The sequence below is a fragment of the Filobacillus milosensis genome, from assembly GCF_004402015.1.
Lineage (GTDB): Bacteria > Bacillota > Bacilli > Bacillales > Alkalibacillaceae > Filobacillus > Filobacillus milosensis.
Window position 1 is genome coordinate 1 of the sequence record NZ_SOPW01000020.1, and the last position, 24,630, is coordinate 24,630.

Below are 24,630 nucleotides of genomic sequence, written 5' to 3' on the forward strand. Positions count from 1 at the left end.
AAAACCACTTGATTCATGTTATAATCTTTAAACATAAGGATCCTCCTTGGGATTATGGTGTGGTTACTTTAATTCTATCAAAGGGGATCCTTTTTGTTTATGTAAAAATTACAAAAATATATAAAAATCGTGGGATTCATCATTACGATGGAGTCCCACGATTTTTTATGTTGCTGGGTTTTGTCCCAGCCTCTTTTTATTCTTTTTGTTGAATGAATGTCATTAATGATTCATGAATGGCTTTGTTTGAGCAAATAACCGTATTACCCGTTAACATATCAATTTCACTTCCATCGACTCTGGTAGTTATACCGCCAACTTCATCTACAATAATTTTACCGGCTGCGATATCCCATGGTTGTAAACGCATTGTGATATAGGCATCGATAATTCCTTCTGCAATGTAAGCAAATTCTAATGCTGCAGAACCATATGACCTTGTACCTTTCACCTTTCTAACGAGATCATGAATCTTTTTCTCATTCAGGCGTCGATTAGGAATGGCCCAAAAATTGTTTAAACCCACCAATGCGTCAGTTAATGACTTATCTGGATCAATAGGATCCAACTGTTTCCCGTCTTTATAAGCACCTTCACCTCGAACACCTTCATAAAGCACATTTGACATGACATCATATATTAAACCAATTTCACCGATACCGTTATGATATATACCAATAGAAATCGCAAAGAACCGCTGCTGATGCACAAAATTCATCGTTCCATCTATTGGATCAATAATCCAAACAGTTCCTTCTAATGAGTGCACTTCCTCACCCATGCCTTCTTCACCAAGAATTTTATGTTCAGGATATTTGGTTGAAATTTGATCCACAAAAAATTGTTCAGTCTTCTGATCAATTTCAGTCACTAAATCCTTACGATCACGCTTGGTATCTATTTTATAAGGCTTATGCATTTCACTTTTTATTAATTCACCAGCTTCAATAATCCATTGTTTGGCTTGCTTTAAGATAGAATCTCTATTATTCATTAATTAAAATCATTCCTTTTGCAATAGATTTTTTGTCCTAGCATTGTTGTATATTATTATAAACTAGTTTAGAGGTATGCTAAAATAATTTACAGAATGACGTAAAGGAGTGATGTAACGTGGCTAATTTTAAAGGATTCACACAAAAAGATTTTGATGTTTTTAAAATTGACGGACTAGATGAGCGAATGGAAGAACTTAGAGGCCGCTTATCACCCAAATTAGAGGCGATCGCAACTGCTATAGAACCTACAGCTTCATCATTATCAGGTGATGAAATGTTCGTACATGTAGCCAAGCATGCCAGACGTACTAAAAATCCACCTAATGATACTTGGGCGGCTCTAGCTAGTAGCAAAAGAGGTTATAAAAAGTTACCTCATTTCCAAGTAGGGATGTGGGAAACTCATGTATTTGTTTGGTTTGCATTAATATATGAAAGCCCTATAAAAACAGACTTTGCAAAGCAATTAAAAGCGAATAAGAATCATATTTTATCTTCCATTCCAGATCATTTCGTTTGGTCTAAAGATCACACTCAACCGGATACCGTTTCACATCAAAGCATGAAAGACGGTAAATTTGATGAGCTTGTTGATCGATTGCAAAATGTGAAAAAAGCAGAAATCCTGTGTGGAATCACTTTAGATCGTAATGATGAGCGTTTAAAAGATGGTAAACAATTTATTAAATTATGTGAAGATACGCTTAACGACTTATCCGTATTATACGATTTAACTAAATCACTTCAGACAAGCTAATAACTCGGCAAATGCCGAGTTATTTTTTTATAAACTATTTCATTGAAATCGTCTCATTGTCCGCTGCTTTTTGTGCTTGTTGCACGACTTTGTATGGGACATAAGTTGAATGTTTCTCAAACTGCTTAAACATCGTTTTTTCTTCCGCTTTTGATGGGACAACCTGTTTGAAGTTTTTATATTGAGTTAATACATCAGATGCTTTTATTTGGTTTTCATAAGCATTTTCCACAGTTCTAAAAAACTCTATAACGTGAATGACTTCTTCAGTCGACCAATCTGGGTCTATGGGGTAATGATATTCCATATATTAATTCCTTCTTTCTTATAGTTTTGACCATTTGTTTTGAACCTGCTTGACATCTCGTTTTATGATCTCAAATAATTCATTAACTGTAGGTACGTCATTGATGCGCATGGCCACTTGACCGGCCCATGCATACCCTTCTTCTTGTTTTCCCTCATGAATATATCGTTTATTCGCTTCGCCACTGATATAATTTTTCAATCCTTCATAACCAGCATCCTGAGATTCTAATTTTAAAATCTCATCAGTCCAATTATTTTTTAGAGCTCTCGCTGGTGCGCCTATTGATTTTTTTATTAATACCGTGGATTGTTCATTAGCCTCAAGTAGAGATTGTTTATAAGATTGATGGGCATGAACACATTCCTGAGTTGCAATAAAGCGTGTCCCCATTTCTATACCCTCTGCTCCTAAAGCTAATGCTGCCATTAGTCCTTTTCCATCACTAATTCCCCCCGAAGCAATAACAGGGATATTAACGGCATCCACAACTTCTGGTGTTAATACAAAGGTACCAATATCATCTCGCCCTAAGTGGCCACCACCTTCATGACCTACAACCATAACTGCATCTGCTCCAAGCTCCTCAGCTTTTATAGCTTGCCTTTTTGCTGCAACTAACACAAGTGTTTTAGTGTTGGTATTGTTAAACATCTCAAGGACAGGTTTAGGATTTCCTCCTGTGACTGAAATGACAGGAACCTCTTCTTCAACAGCTACTTGCACCATATGCTCAAATGGTCGACCATGCTGACCAATTGCAAAATTTACGCCGAATGGTTTATCGGTTAAATTCTTAACTTTATGTATTTCTTCACGTAATGATCGTTCATCAGGTAGACTCATTGCAGTGATTTGACCTAATCCCCCTGCATTAGAAACAGCTGCAGCGAGTTCTGCATATGCTAAATGAGCTAACCCCCCTTGAATAATTGGAAATTCTATTGATAATAACTCTGTAACTTTAGTTTTCAAAGAAGACCACTCCCTTTTGTTTCTTCTATTAATGTTATCACTTTTAACTCTATAAAAAAACAACTCAAGCGCCTAGGCGTTTGAGTTGTTTTTCTCTTTATGACAGCATTCGCATTGATTACTGTATACTTTAGTTACTTTAATATGTTCAAAATAATCGATAACCTTTTGACACTTCTGACAAATAATTGTTCCCATTTTCAACAGCTCCTAACAAATTAGAGTGTATTAATGTGTTACTAATAGTATATTATGTCATACTAATTATTGCAATAGGTTATTCATTTTTGTGCTATTTGTATATTTATATACCCAACAACTAAAATATACAACCAATTTTTTTAAACTAACCAAGAGAACTATTGCCATAAAGTCATTGAGCCATAATGATGCTCAACTATATTTTAATTAAAACTTCAAATAACAAAAAACGCTTGGATTTAATTATCCAAACGTTTTTTAGCATTCTCATAATTAATTTACAATTACACTTCACTGATAAATGAACGAAATTAAAGTTCACGAAATTTCTGTACTAAGCCGACCAAACCTTTACTGCCGAAAAACAATACAAACCCCAATATTAACCGAAGTAGTAATGCAAAAAAGGAAAACAATAATTCATCTTTAGCTTTGTCATTGATTTGTCCCATACCTAATTCTTTTAAACTTAACCAACTTTGTGCCATAGGCAAAAATTGTGGAAGTGTATATACAATAAATGCAAGACCCACAACCGAAACTGCAGCTACTTGAAACTGATAAGCTGATAATGAAGGCTGGTTTTGATTTAGTGCATCCTGATTTACTGAAGCCTTATTTTTAGGTATAAAAACACGACTTATTTTTTCAGCATATAACCAGATCACAATACTCATTATGACTTGAATCAGAAAAGGACCTAGATGCAATAGGATATTAATAACATGCGTTCGAGCCAACCCTTGTATTTCCTCATAGTAAATAGGTAGTACATAAAAACTGACCACCTGTGATAAATCCATTAATGATTGAATCAAAATATAAACAGCCAATATTCGTAACGCTATAAAAGCCAAGTCTTTGGTGTTCATACATAACCCCTCCTAACTTTATTTAACTATTTCACGCCATTAGCTTTATTACATGTAAAATATATAAGTAGTAACTGCTAAAGCCGTAATACCTACAGCAGACTGTACCCAAATTATTTTATTACTTATTCCAGCCTTTTTTTCTAAATAAAATATGTATCCATTTGTTAGCGAATATCCTATGATTGATAGACCATAGCCTTGTATGTCATAAATTAGAGTAAAATAGCGAATCATTCCTAATCCAACCAAAATCATACCAATCGTCCCAAAAATCATATTTAAGTATAAACTTCTACTTTCATTATTAATGACCATCACACCGTTCTCTTAATTAAATTATCTATGAATATCTAATACAATGTTAACATAATATTCCAATAATTTATTAAAAAATTAAAAACGATCACTTTTATGATCGCCTTGTTCAACGCCTCTCCCGTTAACTTAAATGGTTAGCACTATAAAAATAAGATTAAATACCCTTTCCACCTATTGTTTTTAGGGTGCTGATTCTCTCCATCCCAGTTATGATTGGTTTCACACGCCTAATTAATGTTTGTGTAGCTTCAATAGTTAGAGATGCTTGATGAGCGTTTTCACTACTCCATACTTCATAAACATAAACAGAATTCGGATCATTTTCAGAAATATTCACAAGATATACCTCACATTCATCGTTAAATAAGAAAGCTTTTAATCATTTATTAACTCATCGAAATTGATTCCTGCTGAAATTGCATATTTATCTGTAACAACCGTTCCACTTATAAATGCTTTAATTTCACGATAATTTTTGTTCTTGTCTTCAAAAACTATTCTTAATTCTGGACCATGTTCCCAGCTAATTTTTGATAAATCTTTTTTAGCGCTATTGTTTATTTTATCTATAATATTCATAATTGTCGTTCTATCCGTAATAACAATTTTTTCACCATTACCCCAGTTGTTGTTGGCTTGGGGTAATTCATTACTAATAGTCATAATTATGTATTCTTTTTCCTCGATGATAGCTGAACTACTACAAGCAGCTAATACAAACAATAAAGTCAACAATAAAACACTGTATTTCATGTTTAACCATCCTATCTGCACTTCTTTAAGTGAACACTTTTTAATAATAATATAGAAAATATCAACGTTCGTATATATGATAGAGAAAAGGGAATATAAAAGTTTGTATATGTTAAAATAAGCACGAATTGTAATTGGAAGGTTGGATGAATTATGCATGTATGGACTTTAATAGCGAATTTAATGCAAATTAGTCAAGTTGCTGTACAGGCTGTTACGGTAATAATTTTATATTATTTAGTGAAGAAATTGGTTTGGTATGTTGATGATTGTATTTATAGGTATCTACATTGGACTTCTCGCATATAGGTACTTTTTTCGCTTTATGATTTATATTACCTCAACATAAAATAATAAAGTTGAGAATAAAAACTAAATTGCCTCCATAACGTAGAAATTCACCTATAATAATGGCTCAGACATAATGGGCTGAGCCATAAAGTTATTTGCTTAAAAAACTTTCTAATGAGTAAAGTAAATTGTCAACAGAAGTTAAATGTTTATTAATTTCTTCTTCTGATAAATCTTCAAATGCGTATGGATTAGAAATCAATTTATATAATTAGTCTTTAAATAAAGAAAAAGAACAGACCAAATCATATACGATTAGGTCTGTTAGTTATTGTCTATTCAATTTACTCCATTGAATCCATAGGTGTTTCTATCAAGTCTGGATCTATAAAGCCATAACCCTTTTCTTTTAATCCTTCTAATATTGCTGGTAAAGCAGCATTTGTCCACTCCCGATCATGCATAAGCAGATTAGCTCCTTTACCTAAACCAGGTGCATTAACCATAATCTCTTCTAAAGCTTCTTTTTCCATATAACCTTGCATAAAGTCATATCCGTAAGACCAATTCATTAATAACATACCTTGTTCTTTGACTAACTTGCGCGCATAATCTGTATTTGCACCATGTGGAGCACGGAAGAATTTTGGTTTCTCACCTGTTACCTCTTCTATCAATTTACTCACACTCATTATTTCTTCATGTTGCTTTTCTTGTGATAAATCCCTTAAGTTTTTATGACTGTATGTATGGTTTCCTATTTCAAATCCCATGTCATACAATTCTTTAACTACTTTCTTACCTTCCTCAGAGTCCATAAAAATACCATTTACAAAAAATATAGCTGGTGCATTATACTCCTTTAATGTTGCAGCCATTTCTAATGCATGTCCATCAGGTGCATCATCAATTGTTAGTAAAACAGCATTGGGATCAGCCTTATCAATCGGCTTTATGTACCATACATCATTCATTTTATATTGTGGTTCTTTTACTTCCTCTTTTTCAGGTTCTTCTTGCTCAGCTTCATTATCTTTATCTTCATTTACTTCTTCATCGTCATTTGAACCAGCATTCTCTTCGTTCTTATCTTCTTTATTCTCTTCTTCTTCAGATTCATGATTATCATCGTTAGCATTTTCTTCTTCTTGTTGATTTGTTTCATCTGCACCTTGTCCAACAGCAGGTTCTAGAGCTTCTTCCCCACACCCAACAATCATTAGCAATAGAATTAAACCCAGCATAAAATATAGTTTTTTCATTGTTGTCTCCCCCTTTAATACTATAACTAAATTATAAATGATAAGACTAAAATTACCTATACATTTTCGAGTAGAAATTACAAAATAGGGCAAAAGAAAGATATAGAAAAATCGATTATAAAGCATTAATTTTTGTCTAGATCATGAAAGGATGATTGCACATTATGGGAAATAAAGTAACAAAAGTATTTTATATCTCATTAGCTATAGCTATATTATTTATTATTTGGGGTGTTATTTCTGAAGATACTTTACCAAACTGGAACTTAGGAACTGTTACTGGTAAAATTCAAAGTTTCTTGGTAGATAAATTTGGATGGTTTTATTTACTATCAGCAACAGCATTCTTAGTCTTTGCACTATTTTTAATCGCATCGAAATACGGAAATATTGTTTTAGGAAAAGATGGCGACAAGCCTGAATACAATTATGTTACTTGGTTTGGAATGTTATTTAGTGCAGGTATGGGGATTGGACTTGTCTTTTGGGGGGCAACTGAACCAATTTACCATTTTAATACACCACCTTATGCTGTAGAAAATGAAGGTGAGGCAGCAAAAGTCGCGATGAGGTATAGCTTTTTCCACTGGGGTCTTCATCCATGGGCGATTTACTCAGTACTAGCTTTAGCCTTAGCTTATTTTCAGTTTAGAAAAGATGCTCCTGGTTTAATAAGTAGTACATTAAAGCCATTATTCGGAAGCCGAATGGATGGTGGATACGGAACATTAGTTGACGTTATTGCGGTATTTGCAACTATATTCGGGGTCGCAACCTCACTCGGACTTGGTGCTCAACAAATTAGTAGTGGTTTAGGATATATAGTTGAAGGACTGACGAATAATTTCACTCTTCAGTTAATCATTATCATTATAGTAACTGTTTTGTTTATGTTGTCGGCAATTACTGGGTTAAATAAAGGGATTAAGTATTTAAGTACAACAAATATTATTTTGGCATTCTTATTACTGTTTTTCATGATGTTTGCTGGACCTACGAACTTCATTATGAACTTCTTTACAACAAGCTTAGGAAGTTATATTCAAAACTTGCCTGCCATGAGTTTTAGAATGGCACCTTTTAATGAAGAGAATACTGGTTGGTTACAGTCATGGACAATTTTCTACTGGGCGTGGTGGATTGCCTGGGCTCCATTTGTCGGTATGTTCATAGCTCGTGTATCACGTGGTAGAACGGTAAGAGAGTTTGTTGTCGGAGTTTTATTAGTGCCAACTTTATTCGGTGCATTATGGTTTGCGGTATTTGGAGGATCTGCCATATCTTTAGAATATAATGATGGGATGGACTTATTTAATATTATAGGTGAAGTCGGTCAAGAAGCAGCACTCTTTACGGTATTAGAAAACTACCCGATATCGATGCTTACGTCAATATTAACTATCTTCTTAATTAGTACATTCTTTATCACTTCAGCTGACTCTGCCACTTTTGTTTTAGGTATGCAGACGACAGGAGGTAGCCTAAATCCGAATGTAAAAGTCAAATTAGCTTGGGGTGTAGTACAGTCTGCAACAGCAGCTGTATTATTATGGCAAGGTGGACTCGGCGCTTTACAAACCGCTTCAATCATCGCAGCCTTTCCATTTGCATTTATTCTCATAATGGTGATTTTCGCCGTAATTAAAGAATTTAAAGAAGAAGCTAGAAATTATCCATTAAAACGAAAAAGACCTGAAGAAAGATAAAAAAAGATCGTGGCAATCGCCACGATCTTTTTATTTAACTAAAATTATGCTGTATGAATCGGCATACCAAGCACAACTTCTGCTGCTTCCATTACAGCTTCACCAAGCGTTGGGTGAGCATGAATAGTAAGAGATAAGTCTTCAGCAGTCATACCTGCTTCAACTGCTAAGCCTAATTCAGCGATTAGATCACTTGCATTAGGTCCTGCTACTTGTGCACCAATTACAAGACCATCAGATTTACGTGTTACTAATTTTACGAAGCCATCTGAGTCATTAAGTGATAACGCACGACCGTTAGCTGCAAATGGGAACTTCTTAGCAACTACTTCATAACCTGCTTCTTTTGCACTCTCTTCACTGTATCCAACACTTGCAAGTTCAGGATCAGAGAATACAACAGCTGGAATTCCTAAATAGTCAATTTCAGATTTTTCACCACTGATTGCTTCAGCAGCAATTTTACCTTCATAAGATGCTTTATGAGCTAATTGAGGTCCGTCAACAATATCACCGATTGCATAGATGTTATCTAAGTTAGTACGGCATTGTTTATCAATTTTAACTAGTCCTTTATCATCCATTTCTAGTCCAATATCTTCTAGACCCATTTCATCAGTGTTCGGACGACGACCTACAGTTACTAATAGGTAATCGGCTTCGATCGTTTTCTCTTCACCTTTAACCTCATAAGTAACTTTAACACCATCATCAGTTTCTTCTACACCTTGAGCCATTGCTTCAGTTACTAGTTCAACACCTTTTTTCTTAAGACGTTTTTTTACTAACTGAGTCATACCTTTTTCGAATCCACCTAAAATATCTTTAGTTCCTTCCAGGATTGTTACTTCGCTTCCAAAGCTTGCGTAAGCTCCACCAAGCTCCGTACCAATGTAACCGCCACCGATTACAACTAATTTTCCTGGGATTTCTTTAAGGTTTAATGCGCCAGTTGAATCTAACACACGATCAGAATAAGGGAAAGGCTTTAATTCAATCGTTCGGGAACCAGTTGCAATAATACAGTCTTTGAACTTGTAAGTTTGTGACTGTTTCTCATCCATAATTTTTACTGTGTTCTTATCAACAAAATATGCTTCACCTTTAACGATATCTACTTTGTTAGCTTTTAATAAGCTTTCAACACCGCCTGTTAGTTTATTTACAATCTTGCCTTTCCATTCTTGAACTTTGTCAAAGTTAACAGAAACGTTTTCAGCAACAATCCCCATATCTTCAGAGCCTTTCGCATGTTCATAGCGATGACCTGCTGAGATTAATGCTTTAGATGGGATACAACCAACGTTTAGGCAAACACCACCTAAATTACCTTTATCTACGATTGTTACTTTTTGGCCCATTTGAGCAGCACGAATAGCTGCTACATAGCCACCAGGACCAGCACCAACGACTAGAGTATCTACTTCTTCTGGAAAATCTCCTACTACCATTATCTACGCCTCCATCATGATTAATTGTGGGTCATTTAATAAACGTTTAACATGATTCATCGCATGCTGTGCTGTAGCACCGTCAATCATACGATGGTCAAAGCTTAATGAAATAGCTAAGACTGGTGCGACAACCACTTCACCGTCACGAACAACAGGTTGTTCACCAATACGACCAATACCTAAAATCGCAACTTCAGGGTGATTAATAACTGGTGTAAACCACTGTCCACCGGCAGACCCAATATTAGTGATTGAGCATGAAGCACCTTTCATTTCTTCTGATGACAGTTTACCATCACGAGCTTTTGTTGCCAACTCGTTAATCTCACCAGAAATTTCAAAGATTGATTTACGATCAGCATCTTTAACAACTGGTACGAGTAAGCCTTTATCTGTATCAGCAGCAATACCAATGTTATAGTAATGCTTTTGAATAATTTCCTCAGTATCATCATCAAATGAAGTATTAAATATAGGATACTTCTTAAGAGTTGAAACTAAAGCTTTAACAACATAAGGCAAGTAAGTTAGTTTGATGTCTTGCTCTGCTGCAGCTTCTTTAAACTTCTTACGGTGATTAACAAGTTCTGTCACATCAACTTCATCCATTAATGTCACATGAGGAGCTGTTTGCTTAGACTTAACCATTGCTTTAGCAATTGCTTTTCTAATGCCACTCATCTTCTCACGAGTTTCTGGGTATTCACCAGCAGGAACTGTTTGTTTCGCTGTTTCTTCAGTAGATTCAGCTGATTGATCTGACTCTTCTTCTGTTGTTTCAGCCGGTTGTTCACCATTTAAGTACTGATCAATATCTTCTTTAAGAATACGACCATTTTTGCCTGAACCTTGGACTTTTTGGATGTTAACTTCATTATCTCGTGCATATTTTCTTACTGAAGGCATGGCAATAACGCGCTTCTCTTCGCCTTCATCTTCGTTAGAATCATCTTTTTCTTGGGACTTATCTTCTTTGTCTTCTTTATCTTTTTTATCGTCTTTTGATTCTTCTTTAGACACCTCTTCTTTTTCTTTAGAAGAAACTTCTTTTGAATCATCAGCCTCTTCTTCAGAGCTGTCATCGTCACCCTCATAACCTTCAGCATCAATCTTAATAATGACATCTCCGACAACTGCTGTTTCACCTTCATCAACTAATACATCAAGAACTTCACCTTCAACTGGAGAAGGGATTTCAACGACTGCTTTATCGTTCTGAACTTCACATAGAACATCGTCTTCTTTAATTTCATCGCCTTTTTTTACAAACCATTTGGCGATTTCACCTTCATGAATACCTTCACCGATATCAGGTAGTTTAAATTCGTAGGCCACTATTTTTCCCTCCTAATCATTAAAAGTTAATGGATTGCTTCGCTTTCTCTACAATATCTTCATAGTTAGGTAACCATACTTCTTCAGCTTGAGAGAATGGGTACACTGTATCTGGAGCTGCTACTCTTAATACGGGTGCTTCTAAGTGTAAGATAGCACGTTCTTGAATTTCAGATACGACACTTGCAGCAATTCCAGCTTGTCTCTGAGCTTCTTGTACAACTACTGCACGGTTTGTTTTCTTAACAGATTCTACAATTGTTTCAATATCAATTGGAGAGACCGTTCTTAAATCGATAACTTCAGCATCAATATCTTCTTTTTCTAGTTCTTCAGCTGCTTTTAATGCTGAATGAACCATAGCACCATAAGCAATTAATGTAATGTCTTTACCTTCGCGTTTAACTTTTGCCTTACCGATCTCTTCTGTGTACTCTTCTTCTGGTACTTCTTCACGGAATGAACGGTAAAGTTTCATATGTTCTAAGAAAATAACTGGATCGTTATCTCTAATTGCTGAAATTAATAACCCTTTTGCATCGTGTGGATTTGAAGGGATAACAACTTTCAAACCAGGTTGTTGAGCCATTAAGCCTTCTAAGCTGTCTGCGTGTAATTCTGGTGTGTGAACCCCACCACCGAAAGGCGAACGAATAGTGATTGGGGCATGCCATCTACCACCTGAGCGATAACGCATACGAGCTGCTTGTCCACTTACAGCATCCATTGCCTCATAAACGAAGCCGAAGAATTGGATTTCTGGTACTGCACGGAATCCTTGAGTGGATAGTCCAACAGACATACCAATAATTCCAGACTCAGCTAACGGCGTATCAAAAACACGTTCTTCTCCGAATTCTTCTTGTAAACCTTCAGTCGCACGGAATACGCCTCCGTTTTGGCCAACGTCTTCACCAAAAACTAGCACATTTTCATCATTTTTAAGTTCCGTACGCAGAGCATCAGTTATTGCTTGAATCATTGTCATTTGTGCCATTGCTTACTTCGACTCCTTTTCTTTATATTCTTCCATTTGTTCTTCTAAGTTATATGGAAGTTTATCATGCATAATAGAGATTAGATCCGTTACTTTTTGTTTATCTTGACCGTCAGCTTTCTTAATCGCTGCTTTAATCTCTTCTTTTGCTTTTTCAATGACTTCATTCTCTTTATCTTCAGACCATAAATCTTTGCCTTCTAAGTATTTACGAAAACGTACTAATGGATCTTTCTTTTCCCATTCGTCGTCCATATCGTCTGTACGGTAACGTGTAGGATCATCTCCGGCCATTGTATGTGGACCATAACGATATGTCATCGTCTCAATTAAGGTTGGACCTTCACCGTTAATAGCACGTTCACGCGCTTCTTTAGTGACTTGATAAACAGCTAAGACATCCATACCATCTACAAGATAACCTGGCACTCCAACAGCTGCTGCTTTTTGTGCGATTGTTTTAGCTGCTGATTGTTTCTCTACAGGAACAGAAATCGCAAACTGGTTATTTTGCACGACAAAAATAGCAGGCGCTTGATAAGCTCCAGCAAAGTTCATACCTTCATAAAAGTCACCTTGTGATGCTCCACCATCACCAGTATAAGTTATAGCAACATTTTTCTTGCCACGACGTTTAAGTCCTAGTGCGACACCTGCTGCTTGTGTGATTTGAGCACCAATAATAATTTGCGGGCTCACTGCGTTTAGATCTTCAGGCATTTGGTTCCCGTGAAAATGACCACGAGAAAATAAGAACGCTTGATACAGTGGTAGTCCATGCCAAATTAACTGTGGCACATCACGATATGCAGGTAATAAGAAGTCTTCTTTTTCTAAAGCAAAATGACTTCCTAATTGAGATGCCTCTTGTCCAGCAGTTGGTGCGTAAAAACCTAAACGACCTTGTCGGTTTAAAGCAATTGAACGTTGATCTAGCACACGTGTATAAACCATACGACGCATTAATTCAACTAAATCATCGTCAGACAAATCAGGCATAGCATCTTCATTAACCATTTCACCATCTTCATTCAAAATCTGAATCATTTCAAATTTTTCATCGATTCCTTCAAGTGGACTTTTAAAGCTCACTTCAGTCACCTCTTCCTTCCAAATAAATTAACTTTTAATAGTTTACCTAAACTGCCGAGTACTAATCCATATCTTTAAAATATGTACCCCTAAATGAACAAGTTTAACCATGACCACCTGTTACATTCAAGAATGGTCAATTGACTAATACACTTCCATCTTACCGTAGTTTATCCTAATTCACACTAAATCGTCAAACACTTTTACCTTTATAGGTTTATTAACCTTTTCTATCAATAAACCAATATATAAACCACCTCTTCTGTTACACTCATTATTTGAAACTGTATTATAACAGGTGGTATTGTATTAGATGATGTTAAAGTTAATGCTGATAAAAATAAAGAATAAGTAGGATATATCTACGTAAAGCGAAAGGCGGCGACTCCTGGTCGACTAAAAGCGGCCACGTCCTGCGCCTGCGGTTACTCGGCGTAAAGGTGCAAAGGAGATTATTCATAGATGTTCCTTCGTTGGCCGTGCCCGCGGAAAGCGTCCGCCTGTAGCGATTCGAAGAATTAACACCAATTTCAATAGATGCTTACAAAAAAACACACTACCCAACAATGAATAGTGTGTTCTGTGTTATTACAATTTAATCTTCCTGATATTCAACATTTAGCCCTGAAGCTTCATAAAACTTTCTTTTTAGTTCGTTAAATTCTTTTGTATAAGTATTAAATTCTTTTTGTGCCTTTTTAACTTTTTCATAACTTGCGTTGACTTCTTCAACCTGCTGATCTAACTCTTCTTTTTTCAAGTCTTGATTCTTCAACATTTCATACAATTCAGCATCTAAATCTAAAGATTTTTGATAAGCTTTATATAAATCATTAAATGATTGAAATCTTGAATCCATCTTCTCAATCATTTGATTCGCTAATTTTTTCGGTTCTTCATCTAAATCTTCAACATATTGCTCTGCTTGATCGAATTCTTCTTTAGCAGCATCAATACTTTCTTTTTCTTGTTCTAATAGTTGACGACGCTCCTCAACGAGTCCTAAAGCTTCATCTACCATTCCTTGTATTTTATCTAATTCATTCATGTTAATTTCCATCATTTGATCATAAAGTTCATTTTCTTCTTCTTCTAGTTTAACTAAATCAGATTGTGATTGTTGAAATGAGCTTTCTAGTTCAACTGATTTTTCCAAATGATCATACATATCTTCTGCCGCATTATAATCATCCGTACATGCACCTAGGACCACCATTGATAATAACAATAATACTGAAATGATTACTCGTTTCATGAATTCTCCCTCTTTCTAGTTCGTGGATTCTTAATAAAAAGTATAACACATTGTACCTTTAAAAAATAATATCAATTTACTAAGAAGTTAGAAAAAATTGTGATAAAATGATGATGTTAACCACACAGATTTGAAAGGATGAATTGCTTTGATTACTATGGACGACATCGTACGCGAAGGGGCACCAGTTTTGCGTGAAAAAGCTGAAGAAGTAAACCTTCCTGCTTCAAATGATGATAATGAAACTCTACAAGAGATGTTACAATTCATAAAAAATAGTCAAGATGATGAAATAGCTAAAAAGTATAACTTACGACCAGGTGTTGGATTGGCTGCACCTCAAATCGGCATATCAAAGCGAATGTTAGCTGTACACTTTACCGACTTTAATGAAAAAGAATATAGTATGGGTTTATTTAACCCACGTATTGTTAGTCATTCAGTTGAAAAAACATACTTACAAAATGGTGAAGGATGCTTAAGTGTTGATCGTGACGTTCCCGGGATTGTGCCACGCTATGCAAGAATCACAATCCAGGCTACTAACCTAGATGGTGAGCAAGTCAAATTTAGATTAAAAGGTTATGCTGCTATTGTACTTCAACACGAAATAGATCATTTAGATGGCATCATGTTCTATGATCATATTGATGAGCAACAACCTTTCCAACCACCTGAAAATTCTACAGCTGCAGAAGAAATGTAAGTGCTGATTAATAAAATCAGCACTTTTTTTCTATAAATCATTTTAAATATTTACTTATGCAGTATATAATAAGAAAAGAAGATGATAATGTTAATATATACCTTTGTACATGAATCTTTAAATTGTACTAGCATACGACTTAAAATTCGCAATCATATAATCTACAAATTAAGGGGTTGTATGATCATGTTAAAGCGTTTAAAAGAAAAAATTAAAAAGCGTTTAAAAAGGTTATTACGTTCTAAAGACACTGTAAAAACATAATCTTGTTCTTTAATGCTCATTTGCATTTAGATATAGCTATACGGATAGGTAATGGACGGAGAAATAATTATAGTAAGGAGAGATAAATATGATTTTTAAAGTACTTTATCAAGAACACGCTGAAGAAGCACCTGTTCGAGAAGAAACAAAAACCATGTACATTGAGGCGGAAAATGTACGTGAAGTAAGATCCAAGCTAGCAGATCGTAATTATAATATCGAATATGTCCAAGAACTAAGTGAAGGTCACTTAGACTATGAAAAACAATCCGAAGATTTCAAAGTGGAGAAACTGTAGGAGTCTATAGATGAAATTTGTTAAAAACGATCAAGTAGCAATCTTCGCTTTAGGCGGTCTTGGTGAGATCGGAAAAAATACGTATGGCATCCAGTTCCAAGATGAAATAATTTTAATTGATGCCGGTATCAAATTCCCCGAGGATGAATTATTAGGTATCGATTATGTTATTCCTGACTATACGTATTTAATTCAAAACCAGGACAAAATTAAAGGATTGTTTATCACACATGGACATGAAGACCACATCGGTGGGATTCCTTATTTATTACGAGAAATTAATATTCCTATTTACGCAGGAAAGCTAGCTTTAGGTTTGCTTCGTAACAAACTTGATGAACATGGTTTATTACGTAATGCTGACCTTAATGAAATACAAGAAGATGACGTTATAAAATTCCGTAAAACATCTGTTACATTTTTCCGTACCACGCACAGTATTCCGGACTCATTCGGTATTGTAGTAAAAACGCCTCCAGGTAATATCGTTCATACTGGGGATTTCAAGTTTGATTTCACACCAGTTGGTGAACCAGCTAACTTATCTAAAATGGCAGAAATCGGTTCCGAAGGTGTTCTATGCTTGCTTTCTGATAGTACTAACAGTGAAGTACCTGGATTCACTCTATCTGAAAGCGTTGTAGGTGAAAGCATCCAAGACATTTTCAATAAAGTCGACGGTCGCGTTATTTTCGCAACTTTCGCCTCTAACATTTACCGATTGCAACAAGTCGTTCAGGCTGCTGTTAATAACGGTAGAAAAATTTGTGTGTTTGGTCGTAGCATGGAAAATGCGATTAGAATTGGTCAAGAGTTAGATTATATTCAAGCTCCAAAGGACACTTTTGTAGATCCAAATGAAATTAATAAACTTCCTAGTGATGAGGTTTGTATTCTATGTACCGGATCTCAAGGTGAGCCTTTAGCAGCGTTGTCTAGAATTGCTAACGGGACACACCGCCACATTCAAATTCAGCCAGATGATACGGTTGTATTTTCATCTTCACCTATTCCGGGAAATACAATCAGTGTAAGCCGTAGCATTAACAAGCTATACCGTGCTGGTGCGAATGTTATTCATGGATCATTAAATGACATTCATACATCTGGACATGGTGGACAAGAAGAGCAAAAGCTTATGTTACGCTTATTAAAACCTAAATATTTCATGCCAATTCACGGTGAATATCGTATGTTAGCAGAGCATGTTAAACTTGCTGCTGGCTGTGACGTTCCAGTTGAAAACTCTTTTGTTATGGATAATGGAGACGTCTTAGCTATTGGAAACAAACATGTAGGAGTTGCAGGGAAAATTCCTTCAGGCTCTGTTTATGTCGATGGTAGCGGAATTGGTGATATTGGTAACATTGTATTACGTGACCGTCGAATTCTTTCTGAAGAAGGTTTAGTTGTAGTTGTTGTGAGCATTAATATGAAAGAATTTAAAATTGCGTCTGGTCCGGATATTATTTCTAGAGGTTTCGTGTATATGCGAGAATCTGAGGATTTAATAAAAGAAGCTCAGGTCCTTGTATCGAAACATTTAGATAAAGTTATGGAGCGTCGTACGTCGCAATGGTCTGAAATTAAAAATGAAATAACTGATACAATTCAACCTTTCTTATATGATAAGACGAAGCGTCGTCCAATGATATTACCTATCATTATGGAAGTATAATTAAACATTACCTATCCAAAATAGCCAAAAAAATCTCGCTGAGAAATTCAGCGAGATTTTTTAATCATCATCAACTACTAATTCTTTTTCAAATCGTGAAATGTCTTTATCTGCACCAATAATAATTAATATATCATCAAAATGAATTTGTTCATTTGCCATAGGAGATACGTTAATATCTTTACCGTGTTTAATCGCAACAACGTTACATCCGAATTTCGCACGAATGTCTAACTCCATCAACGTCTTGTTTTGCATCTTCTCCCCTGCTTTAATCTCAACAACACTATACTCATCAGATAATTCCAGATAATCTAATACATTACTTGAAATAATACTATGAGCAATACGCTTCCCCATATCTCTTTCTGGGTGAACGATCTCATCTGCACCAATTTTCTGCAATACTTTTTCATGGTAATCATTTTGAGCTTTTACAGTAATTCGTTTGACCCCAAACTCTTTTAGTATTAATGTCGTTAGAATACTCGCATGTACATTGTCACCAATTGCAACAATAACATGGTCAATATTTCTAAAGCCCAACTCTTTTAGCGCTAATTCATCTGTAGAATCGGCAATAACAGCATGGGTAGCAATTTCTTTATATTCATTGACTTTATCTTCATCAGCATCTAAAGCAAGAACTTCTTTACCTTCTTTACTTAATTCTTTACATATACTTCCACCGAAGCGACCTAATCCAATTACTCCAAATAACTTTTTCATATAAGTTCCTCCTAAAGCCATATCTGCGAATAGTCTACCATAATATAGCTGATTTGTATGTAAAATTTATGCTATTTTAAATTGGTATTTAAAAATCCTTGAAACTTAATCCTAGACTTAACATTAAGCATAGGTTGACTCGCCACTAAAGTTCTTACACTCGCCAGAAAGATAAAAAAGGGACACCCCTAAGTCATTTTACATAACTTTTGGGCAGTCCCTTCTTGATTTAAAGTTGATCTAACATCTGAAACTGGGATTTAACTAATCCGTAGTATTCACCTTGATGTTTCATCAACTCTTCATGATTACCTTGTTCTAAAATACGACCATTCTCTAACACAATAATGTTATCAGAATCACGAATCGTTGAAAGACGGTGCGCAATAATAATCGCTGTACGTCCGTTTAAAAGTTTCTTAAGAGCATTTTGGATTTTCAGCTCTGTCTCTGTATCAATACTTGCCGTCGCTTCATCAAGAATGATGATTCTTGGATTGGCTAGTAATGCACGAGCAAACGATAATAACTGTCGCTCACCAGCTGATAAGATGTTTCCTCGTTCTTCAACTTCAGTTTCATATCCATCAGCTAATCGTTGAATAAAGTCATCTGCACCTACAACTTTTGCTGACTCCATAACTTCTTCATCAGTTGCATCCGGACGGCCAAATCGAATATTCTCCATAATCGTTCCAGAGAAAATAAAGGTATCCTGTAGAACAACACTGATGTTTTGACGTAAGCCGTCTAACTTGGTGTCTCTTAAATCGACTCCATCTATTTTTACAGAACCTTTTGTTGGGTCATAGAATCGATTAATCAAGTTAGCAATAGTAGATTTACCTGAACCCGTATGACCGACAAGTGCTACCGTCTGTCCCGCTTTCATCTCTAGTGAAATTTCATGTAAAGCGATTCGGTCTTCATCATAAGCGAACTGTACTTGGTCAAATTCGATATGACCTTGAATGTCATCCATTTCAACTGCATCTTCTTTTTCTTCTACATTTGGCTTTTCATCTAAGAATTCAAAGATACGTTCTGATGCTGACATAGCCATTAATAGTTGATTATACATTTGACCAAGTCTGGAAATTGGTTCCCAGAACATACCAATAAAGAATGTAAATGTTACAAACTCCCCTACGCTTACTCCTGGGTCATTAATGATCAAGTAAGAACCATAAGCAATTAAAATGACTGTACCAATAGCATTACTCATCTCAACAAATGGTCTGAACATAGCACTTTTTCTTGTTGCAGTTTTCCAGCTATTAAAGGTGTCATCATTTACGCCATGGAAATACTCAGTGTTGTTATCTTCTTGTGAGAATGATTGAGTAATTCTTACACCTTGAATACTTTCATTTAAGTGAGAATTAACACGTGATTGTTGAATACGAACATCTTGCCATGATTTACGAATGTTTTTTCTTAATTTTGTTGAGATGTAGAACATAATTGGAATGATTACCATTACAGCCAATGCTAATTTAGGGCTGATGACGAGTAGAATGATAACAATACTTACTAATGTCACAATATCCATCAACAAGTTAATGATTCCATTCGTAAATAATTCTTGTAATGAGTTAATATCATTCATTATTCGTACGATGATACTACCAGCTGATCGATTATCAAAGAATCGATTAGAAAGTCTTTGTACATGTGAGAATAAATGATGCCTCAAGTCATACACAACATTCTGACCGAGTATATTAACATATTTAATTCGAACAGCATTTCCAATATAACTAAGTAAATATAATACAGCTATACCGATTACGTATGATAATAATAATTGATACGTTCCTCCACCTTCTAAAACTTTATCAACAATTTGGTTACCTATCAAAATTGGAACAATTAACCTCACTGCCGTTGATACAAGCATTGCAATAATAGCAATCGGCATGACGGTTTTAGCGTATGGTTTCACATATTTTAATAATCGAACGAGCTGCTGCCAGTTAAACGGTTTATCTACAGCAATATCTTGAGTGTAACGAAATCTTTTTAGATGAGGGCTTTTCGCCTTCATAGTTTCTGCCATATGTTTCCCCCCTTAAGCGTGCTGTTTATTCTTTCCCAGTATCGCTTCCTTATCTTGATATTGAATGTCATAGATTCGCTGATACGGTCCACCATTGTCTAATAATTCTTCGTGTTGACCTCTTTCAACGATCTTCCCATCTTCTAAAACTAATATTTCATCCGCATGTTTTAATGATGATATACGGTGAGCAATGATGAAAGTTGTTCTTCCTTTCATCACTTCTTTCAATGCTTTTTGAATCTTAAATTCTGTCTCCATATCTACTGCAGAAGTTGCATCATCCAGGACTAATACTTTTGGATTTACTAAAATTGCTCGAGCTATAGAGATTCGCTGTTTTTGACCACCTGATAATCCCATACCTCTTTCACCTAACAAGGTGTCATAACCTTTTGGCATTTCCATGATAAAATCATGTGCCTGTGCTCTTTTAGCTGCATCGATAATCTCATCCATTGAAGCTTCTGGATTACCATAAGCAATATTGTCCTTAATTGAAGTTGAGAATAAGAATGGTTCTTGTAAAACAAAACCAATATGCTTTCTCATCTCTTTTAACGAGTATTCAGAAACACTATGACCATCTAGTAAAACCTCACCTTGTTCAGGCTCATAGAATCTTGTGATCAATTGAGTAATACTTGTTTTCCCTGAACCCGTTGCACCAATTAAACCAATAGTTTTTCCAGGAGGAGCATCAAATGTAACATCTTTCAATGCCTCATCATCATCCTCAACATAAGTTAAAGTCACATCTTTAAACGCCACATGCCCTTTAACATCTTCTGCTTTTACAGGACTAGTGGTTTCCTTAATTTCATCATCTGATTCTAAAATTTCTAATAAACGTTCTCCAGATGCTTTAGATTGTGAGAACATATTAACAACGAAACCAAAGTTCATTAACGGTCCTACCAGATACCAAATTAAATTAAAATAAGCAATAATGGCACCTAAAGAAATAGAACCATTCATATACAAGTAACCACCAAAGGCTAACAATACCACAACTGAAACATTACCCATAAACTCCATTAACGGAAAATATTTAGACCAAATCGTAGCTGTATTTAGATAATGTTGTCTGTAATCATCACCCTTATCTGAAAAACGACCAATCTCAAAGTCTTCTTTTGATAATGATTTAACTGTATTCATACCTGAGATATTCTCTTGCACACGTGTGTTTAAACGACCAAAAGACTTACGAATCTGTCTGAAAGCCGGGTGCACTTTTTTATCAAACTTCATAACTAAAACAATTAAGAATGGCATGGATGCCATCGTCGCTAATGCTAATGGTACTGAGAAATATAACATAACTGATAAACTACTTAGCACTAACAGCAGGATTCGAATTAACTCTGAAAATCCAAACGACAGGAAGAATCTAAATAATTCTACATCTGCTGTTAAACGAGACATTAGATCTCCAGTTTTAGCATTATCGTAGTAATGGAATGATAAGCGCTGTAACTTTTTATATAACGCATCTCTTAAACTAAATACTGCTGATATTCCAAAATAATCACCTAGAAACTGATGAAAAAATGTAGCAACAGATTTAACAATCATAAGACCAATAAACGATAAACATAGTATTGGAACTAATCCGTAGTTTTTCTCTTTTATGACATCATCTATTGCAATCTGCACAACAATTGGATAGGCAACTGTTATGATGGTCACAAAGAATAATGAAAGTAACGATAAAAAGAAAAACCGTTTATACGGCCAATAGAATTCTTTCAACTTTTTAAACGTCTCCATGATGTTCCCCCTTTTGAACAAAACTTAAGATGACAATAAAAAAATTGTACTTTAATAAATATATCGAGTTCCGAAATAAATTTCTACCCTTTTTGCACAATTTTTTAAAATTTTTATAAAATTATTTTATAGTACAACTTTGTTATCCGATACGTTAATAAGTTTGAATTTTTCTCAGTCTTAAGACGGAAATGCGTAACAGATTAAAAATCTAAAGAAGTGGTATATAATATTAGTAGAAAGGAGAGATAAAATGCTAGGATTCGACACTCAATTGATCTATGCTAAATTAGGAGAACTAGGACTATTATTAATTGTATTTATTATTGTAGCTCCCTTGGGAAGAAAGTTAATCGCAGGAGCTATGACGCAAGTCGCAAAGAAACAAAAACTATCTGAGGGAAGAAAGAAAACATTAGAGAAATTACTCCAAAGCATTTTTACATACGCTTTAATGATTTTCTTTATCTTAACTATTTTAGGTTTATTTATTGATATTGCACCGTTACTCGCTGGTGTGGGTATTTTAGGTTTAGCGATCGGTTTTGGTGCGCAAGGTTTGGTTAGTGATATTGTCACAGGATTTTTCATATTAATTGAAAAGCAAATCGATGTGGATGATTATGTAACCGCTGGCGGAGAAGGTGGTATCGTTGAAGAGTTAGGATTAAGAACAACACAAATAAGAGGTTTTGATGGTACATTACACTTCATTCCTAACCGTAATATTCAAAACGTAAATAACCATTCTCGTGGAAATATGCGAGCTTTGGTTGATATAGGTATTGCTTATGATGAGAATATTGATGAAGCAATTACTGTGTTACAAAATGCTTGTGACCCATTTAAGAACGATGTACGACTTAAAGAAGGGCCTGATGTTATTGGTGTTCAAAGCTTGGGTTCATCTGATGTAGTCCTTAGAATTATTGCAAAGACTGAAAACATGGAACAATTCGGAGTAGAACGCGATATGCGTAAAGCTTGTAAAGTTGCACTTGATCAAGCAGGAATTGAGATTCCATTTCCTCATCAAGTCTATATTGAGAAAAAAGAAAATGCTTAATTTAGTAAGGCATTCTTTGTAATGAAGATAATAACTACAAATAGCCTGTTCATAACTACTGAACAGGCTTTTATATCGAGGTGAGTATATGAAATACGTTATAATCGGCGGCGATGCTGCAGGTATGAGTGCTGCTATGCAAATTGTTAGATCTAAAGGGGATCATGAAATAATCACCTTAGAACGTGGTGAAATCTATTCTTATGGGCAATGCGGACTTCCTTATGCAATTAGTGGCATTGTTGATGAGCCTGAAGATGTGATAGCCAGATCTGTAGAGAAGTTCCGTGAAAAATATGGAATAGATGCAAAAATAAATCATGAAGTTACTCATGTGGATACAGATAGTAAGTCTGTTTCAGGTGTCGTGACGACTTCTGGAGAAACTTTTAGCTACAATTATGACAAACTTCTGATTGCTAGTGGTGCAAGCCCTGTCACTCCTGATTGGGAAGGGGTAAACTTAGATGGTATTTTTCATATCAAAACTATTCCAGACACTAACGACATCTTAAACTACCTCAATAAAGATGTACAAAATGTCACGATTGTCGGCGGTGGATTTGTTGGTCTTGAGATGGCTGAAAATTTCAAAGAAATCGGAAAAGAAGTAACAATTATACAACGTGGCAAACAATTAATAAAACCACTGGATGAAGACATGGCTGAACTAATACATGAAGAAGCCGATAAGCAAAATATCAAATTAATATTTGACGAATCCGTTCAAGGTTTTTCAGGTGATTCTAAAGTGAAGAAAATCCATACTGATCAAAATGAGTATGACACTGATTTAGTGCTATTATCCATCGGCATCAAACCAAACACTCAGTTTGTTGATGAGCAGTTTGAATACGGGGATAAAAAAGAAATTATAGTTAATGAGTTTATGCAAACAAATATTCCTGATGTTTACGCTGCTGGTGACTGTGCAAGTCAATATCACCGGATTAAACAACAAAATGATTACGTTCCATTAGGCACTCACGCAAATAAACAAGGCATGGTCGCTGGTCAAAACTTGGTTGGTGAAAAAGTCAGTTTTAAAGGCATTGTCGGAACTTCTATCCTAAAATTTTTAGATTTAGAAATTGCAAAAACGGGTTTATCAGAAAAAGAAGCTAGTGATATATCAATTGACTATGATTCAGTCAAAATTACTACACGACCAGTTGCTGGTTATTATTCAGCAGAAGAAAAAATAACAATAAAATTAGTTTATGAGAAAAGCTCTAAAAAGTTATTAGGCGCACAAATCGTAGGAAATAAAGGTGTCGATAAACGTATTGACGTTGTTGCAACAGCTTTATTCCATGAAATGACTACTGTGCAATTATTAGATTTAGACCTAGCATACGCCCCACCATTTAACGGTGTGTGGGACCCTATTCAGCAAGCTGCAAAAAGAACGTTATAAAATAAGTGATGATCGCACACAAAAATTTGCTGGCAATTCTTAACCATTTAACAGTGGTATAGTA

At 35.2% G+C, this 24,630-nt stretch carries 25 protein-coding genes; 8 read left to right on the plus strand and 17 right to left on the minus strand.

Annotation, left to right across the window (positions count from 1 at the left end):
* On the plus strand, positions 1 to 212 hold a 212-nt coding region (locus E3U55_RS17755), incomplete at its 5' end, for a hypothetical protein (RefSeq protein WP_228547585.1).
* Here E3U55_RS17755 and E3U55_RS14675 read toward each other — a convergent pair.
* On the minus strand, positions 197 to 994 hold the full coding sequence (locus E3U55_RS14675; RefSeq protein WP_134341239.1) for an inositol monophosphatase family protein: 798 nt from the start codon (positions 992 to 994) through the stop codon (positions 197 to 199). The genes E3U55_RS17755 and E3U55_RS14675 overlap by 16 nt on opposite strands.
* A 119-nt stretch (positions 995 to 1,113) precedes the next feature.
* On the opposite strand from E3U55_RS14675, the gene E3U55_RS14680 reads away from it, so the two are divergent.
* Positions 1,114 to 1,755, plus strand: a complete 642-nt coding sequence (locus E3U55_RS14680) for a YktB family protein (RefSeq protein ID WP_134341240.1) — start codon at positions 1,114 to 1,116, stop codon at positions 1,753 to 1,755.
* Between the two features lie 34 nt (positions 1,756 to 1,789).
* Here the strand turns inward: E3U55_RS14680 and E3U55_RS14685 are convergent, their stop codons facing one another.
* The 8 genes from E3U55_RS14685 to E3U55_RS14720 all read right to left on the minus strand — a co-directional run bounded on the left by E3U55_RS14685 (position 1,790) and on the right by E3U55_RS14720 (position 6,737).
* Positions 1,790 to 2,062 carry a UPF0223 family protein gene (locus E3U55_RS14685; RefSeq protein ID WP_134341241.1) on the minus strand — a complete coding sequence of 91 codons (273 nt, stop codon included), beginning with the start codon at positions 2,060 to 2,062 and terminating at the stop codon, positions 1,790 to 1,792.
* Positions 2,063 to 2,080: 18 nt separating this feature from the next.
* Entirely contained in the window at positions 2,081 to 3,037 is a 957-nt protein-coding gene (locus tag E3U55_RS14690) for an NAD(P)H-dependent flavin oxidoreductase (RefSeq protein WP_267195391.1), read from the minus strand.
* 72 nt (positions 3,038 to 3,109) lie between these two features.
* Positions 3,110 to 3,235 carry a GapA-binding peptide SR1P gene (locus tag E3U55_RS14695; protein WP_134341242.1) on the minus strand — a complete coding sequence of 42 codons (126 nt, stop codon included), beginning with the start codon at positions 3,233 to 3,235 and terminating at the stop codon, positions 3,110 to 3,112.
* Positions 3,236 to 3,549: 314 nt separating this feature from the next.
* Complete coding sequence (locus E3U55_RS14700) at positions 3,550 to 4,110, minus strand: hypothetical protein (RefSeq protein ID WP_134341243.1); 561 nt, start codon at positions 4,108 to 4,110, stop codon at positions 3,550 to 3,552.
* A gap of 48 nt (positions 4,111 to 4,158) precedes the next feature.
* Positions 4,159 to 4,428, minus strand: coding sequence for a hypothetical protein (locus E3U55_RS14705; protein ID WP_134341244.1), 270 nt, complete (start codon positions 4,426 to 4,428; stop codon positions 4,159 to 4,161).
* Positions 4,429 to 4,585: 157 nt separating this feature from the next.
* Positions 4,586 to 4,768, minus strand: a complete 183-nt coding sequence (locus E3U55_RS14710) for a putative quinol monooxygenase (RefSeq protein WP_134341245.1) — start codon at positions 4,766 to 4,768, stop codon at positions 4,586 to 4,588.
* A 38-nt stretch (positions 4,769 to 4,806) separates the two neighbouring features.
* Complete coding sequence (locus tag E3U55_RS14715; protein WP_134341246.1) at positions 4,807 to 5,184, minus strand: hypothetical protein; 378 nt, start codon at positions 5,182 to 5,184, stop codon at positions 4,807 to 4,809.
* A 635-nt stretch (positions 5,185 to 5,819) separates the two neighbouring features.
* Positions 5,820 to 6,737, minus strand: coding sequence for a polysaccharide deacetylase family protein (locus E3U55_RS14720; RefSeq protein WP_134341247.1), 918 nt, complete (start codon positions 6,735 to 6,737; stop codon positions 5,820 to 5,822).
* Positions 6,738 to 6,901: 164 nt separating this feature from the next.
* On the opposite strand from E3U55_RS14720, the gene E3U55_RS14725 reads away from it, so the two are divergent.
* Complete coding sequence (locus E3U55_RS14725) at positions 6,902 to 8,443, plus strand: glycine betaine uptake BCCT transporter (protein WP_134341248.1); 1,542 nt, start codon at positions 6,902 to 6,904, stop codon at positions 8,441 to 8,443.
* Between the two features lie 44 nt (positions 8,444 to 8,487).
* Here E3U55_RS14725 and lpdA read toward each other — a convergent pair whose 3' ends face one another.
* The 5 genes from lpdA to E3U55_RS14750 form a co-directional block, all read right to left on the minus strand.
* On the minus strand, positions 8,488 to 9,894 hold the full coding sequence (lpdA, locus tag E3U55_RS14730) for a dihydrolipoyl dehydrogenase (protein ID WP_134341249.1): 1,407 nt from the start codon (positions 9,892 to 9,894) through the stop codon (positions 8,488 to 8,490).
* 3 nt (positions 9,895 to 9,897) lie between these two features.
* The gene (locus E3U55_RS14735; protein WP_134341250.1) at positions 9,898 to 11,232 is read right to left on the minus strand and encodes a dihydrolipoamide acetyltransferase family protein; all 1,335 of its coding nucleotides are present in this window, start codon (positions 11,230 to 11,232) and stop codon (positions 9,898 to 9,900) included.
* Positions 11,233 to 11,251: 19 nt separating this feature from the next.
* Positions 11,252 to 12,229, minus strand: a complete 978-nt coding sequence (locus tag E3U55_RS14740; protein WP_134341251.1) for an alpha-ketoacid dehydrogenase subunit beta — start codon at positions 12,227 to 12,229, stop codon at positions 11,252 to 11,254.
* 3 nt (positions 12,230 to 12,232) lie between these two features.
* On the minus strand, positions 12,233 to 13,276 hold the full coding sequence (gene pdhA / locus E3U55_RS14745) for a pyruvate dehydrogenase (acetyl-transferring) E1 component subunit alpha (protein WP_134341294.1): 1,044 nt from the start codon (positions 13,274 to 13,276) through the stop codon (positions 12,233 to 12,235).
* Between the two features lie 640 nt (positions 13,277 to 13,916).
* Complete coding sequence (locus tag E3U55_RS14750) at positions 13,917 to 14,576, minus strand: YkyA family protein (RefSeq protein ID WP_134341252.1); 660 nt, start codon at positions 14,574 to 14,576, stop codon at positions 13,917 to 13,919.
* 148 nt (positions 14,577 to 14,724) lie between these two features.
* Here E3U55_RS14750 and def point away from each other — a divergent pair, with 148 nt between their 5' ends.
* The 3 genes from def (at position 14,725) to rnjA (ending at position 17,522) form a co-directional block, all read left to right on the plus strand.
* Positions 14,725 to 15,282, plus strand: a complete 558-nt coding sequence (gene def, locus E3U55_RS14755) for a peptide deformylase (RefSeq protein WP_134341253.1) — start codon at positions 14,725 to 14,727, stop codon at positions 15,280 to 15,282.
* A gap of 352 nt (positions 15,283 to 15,634) precedes the next feature.
* The gene (locus E3U55_RS14760; RefSeq protein ID WP_134341254.1) at positions 15,635 to 15,844 is read left to right on the plus strand and encodes a DNA-dependent RNA polymerase subunit epsilon; all 210 of its coding nucleotides are present in this window, start codon (positions 15,635 to 15,637) and stop codon (positions 15,842 to 15,844) included.
* Positions 15,845 to 15,854: 10 nt separating this feature from the next.
* Positions 15,855 to 17,522 (plus strand): ribonuclease J1, encoded by a 1,668-nt coding sequence (rnjA, locus tag E3U55_RS14765; protein ID WP_134341255.1) that lies wholly within the window; start codon positions 15,855 to 15,857, stop codon positions 17,520 to 17,522.
* A gap of 60 nt (positions 17,523 to 17,582) precedes the next feature.
* Here the strand turns inward: rnjA and E3U55_RS14770 are convergent, their stop codons facing one another.
* The 3 genes from E3U55_RS14770 to E3U55_RS14780 all read right to left on the minus strand — a co-directional run bounded on the left by E3U55_RS14770 (position 17,583) and on the right by E3U55_RS14780 (position 22,083).
* On the minus strand, positions 17,583 to 18,251 hold the full coding sequence (locus E3U55_RS14770; RefSeq protein WP_134341256.1) for a potassium channel family protein: 669 nt from the start codon (positions 18,249 to 18,251) through the stop codon (positions 17,583 to 17,585).
* A gap of 229 nt (positions 18,252 to 18,480) precedes the next feature.
* Positions 18,481 to 20,310, minus strand: a complete 1,830-nt coding sequence (locus E3U55_RS14775; protein WP_134341257.1) for an ABC transporter ATP-binding protein — start codon at positions 20,308 to 20,310, stop codon at positions 18,481 to 18,483.
* 12 nt (positions 20,311 to 20,322) lie between these two features.
* Entirely contained in the window at positions 20,323 to 22,083 is a 1,761-nt protein-coding gene (locus E3U55_RS14780) for an ABC transporter ATP-binding protein (RefSeq protein WP_134341258.1), read from the minus strand.
* Positions 22,084 to 22,336: 253 nt separating this feature from the next.
* On the opposite strand from E3U55_RS14780, the gene E3U55_RS14785 reads away from it, so the two are divergent.
* Positions 22,337 to 23,149, plus strand: a complete 813-nt coding sequence (locus E3U55_RS14785; RefSeq protein ID WP_134341259.1) for a mechanosensitive ion channel family protein — start codon at positions 22,337 to 22,339, stop codon at positions 23,147 to 23,149.
* Between the two features lie 88 nt (positions 23,150 to 23,237).
* A complete protein-coding gene (locus E3U55_RS14790; RefSeq protein ID WP_134341260.1) occupies positions 23,238 to 24,566 on the plus strand; it encodes an FAD-dependent oxidoreductase in 1,329 nt (442 codons plus the stop codon).
* Positions 24,567 to 24,630: the final 64 nt, after the last annotated feature.

What these genes read in the sequence shown, in the direction of transcription:
- E3U55_RS14715 (WP_134341246.1), bottom strand. Translation starts at nt 5,184, where the DNA reads ATGAAATACAGTGTTTTATTGTTGACTTTATTGTTTGTATTAGCTGCT.
- E3U55_RS14705 (WP_134341244.1), bottom strand. Translation starts at nt 4,428, where the DNA reads ATGGTCATTAATAATGAAAGTAGAAGTTTATACTTAAATATGATTTTT.
- E3U55_RS14700 (WP_134341243.1), bottom strand. Translation starts at nt 4,110, where the DNA reads ATGAACACCAAAGACTTGGCTTTTATAGCGTTACGAATATTGGCTGTT.
- E3U55_RS14695 (WP_134341242.1), bottom strand. Translation starts at nt 3,235, where the DNA reads ATGGGAACAATTATTTGTCAGAAGTGTCAAAAGGTTATCGATTATTTT.
- E3U55_RS14740 (WP_134341251.1), bottom strand. Translation starts at nt 12,229, where the DNA reads ATGGCACAAATGACAATGATTCAAGCAATAACTGATGCTCTGCGTACG.
- E3U55_RS14685 (WP_134341241.1), bottom strand. Translation starts at nt 2,062, where the DNA reads ATGGAATATCATTACCCCATAGACCCAGATTGGTCGACTGAAGAAGTC.
- E3U55_RS14770 (WP_134341256.1), bottom strand. Translation starts at nt 18,251, where the DNA reads ATGAAAAAGTTATTTGGAGTAATTGGATTAGGTCGCTTCGGTGGAAGT.
- E3U55_RS14780 (WP_134341258.1), bottom strand. Translation starts at nt 22,083, where the DNA reads ATGGAGACGTTTAAAAAGTTGAAAGAATTCTATTGGCCGTATAAACGG.
- E3U55_RS14720 (WP_134341247.1), bottom strand. Translation starts at nt 6,737, where the DNA reads ATGAAAAAACTATATTTTATGCTGGGTTTAATTCTATTGCTAATGATT.
- E3U55_RS14725 (WP_134341248.1), top strand. Translation starts at nt 6,902, where the DNA reads ATGGGAAATAAAGTAACAAAAGTATTTTATATCTCATTAGCTATAGCT.
- E3U55_RS14775 (WP_134341257.1), bottom strand. Translation starts at nt 20,310, where the DNA reads ATGGCAGAAACTATGAAGGCGAAAAGCCCTCATCTAAAAAGATTTCGT.
- E3U55_RS14790 (WP_134341260.1), top strand. Translation starts at nt 23,238, where the DNA reads ATGAAATACGTTATAATCGGCGGCGATGCTGCAGGTATGAGTGCTGCT.
- rnjA (WP_134341255.1), top strand. Translation starts at nt 15,855, where the DNA reads ATGAAATTTGTTAAAAACGATCAAGTAGCAATCTTCGCTTTAGGCGGT.
- E3U55_RS14675 (WP_134341239.1), bottom strand. Translation starts at nt 994, where the DNA reads ATGAATAATAGAGATTCTATCTTAAAGCAAGCCAAACAATGGATTATT.
- E3U55_RS14760 (WP_134341254.1), top strand. Translation starts at nt 15,635, where the DNA reads ATGATTTTTAAAGTACTTTATCAAGAACACGCTGAAGAAGCACCTGTT.
- lpdA (WP_134341249.1), bottom strand. Translation starts at nt 9,894, where the DNA reads ATGGTAGTAGGAGATTTTCCAGAAGAAGTAGATACTCTAGTCGTTGGT.
- E3U55_RS14785 (WP_134341259.1), top strand. Translation starts at nt 22,337, where the DNA reads ATGCTAGGATTCGACACTCAATTGATCTATGCTAAATTAGGAGAACTA.
- E3U55_RS14750 (WP_134341252.1), bottom strand. Translation starts at nt 14,576, where the DNA reads ATGAAACGAGTAATCATTTCAGTATTATTGTTATTATCAATGGTGGTC.
- pdhA (WP_134341294.1), bottom strand. Translation starts at nt 13,276, where the DNA reads ATGATTCAGATTTTGAATGAAGATGGTGAAATGGTTAATGAAGATGCT.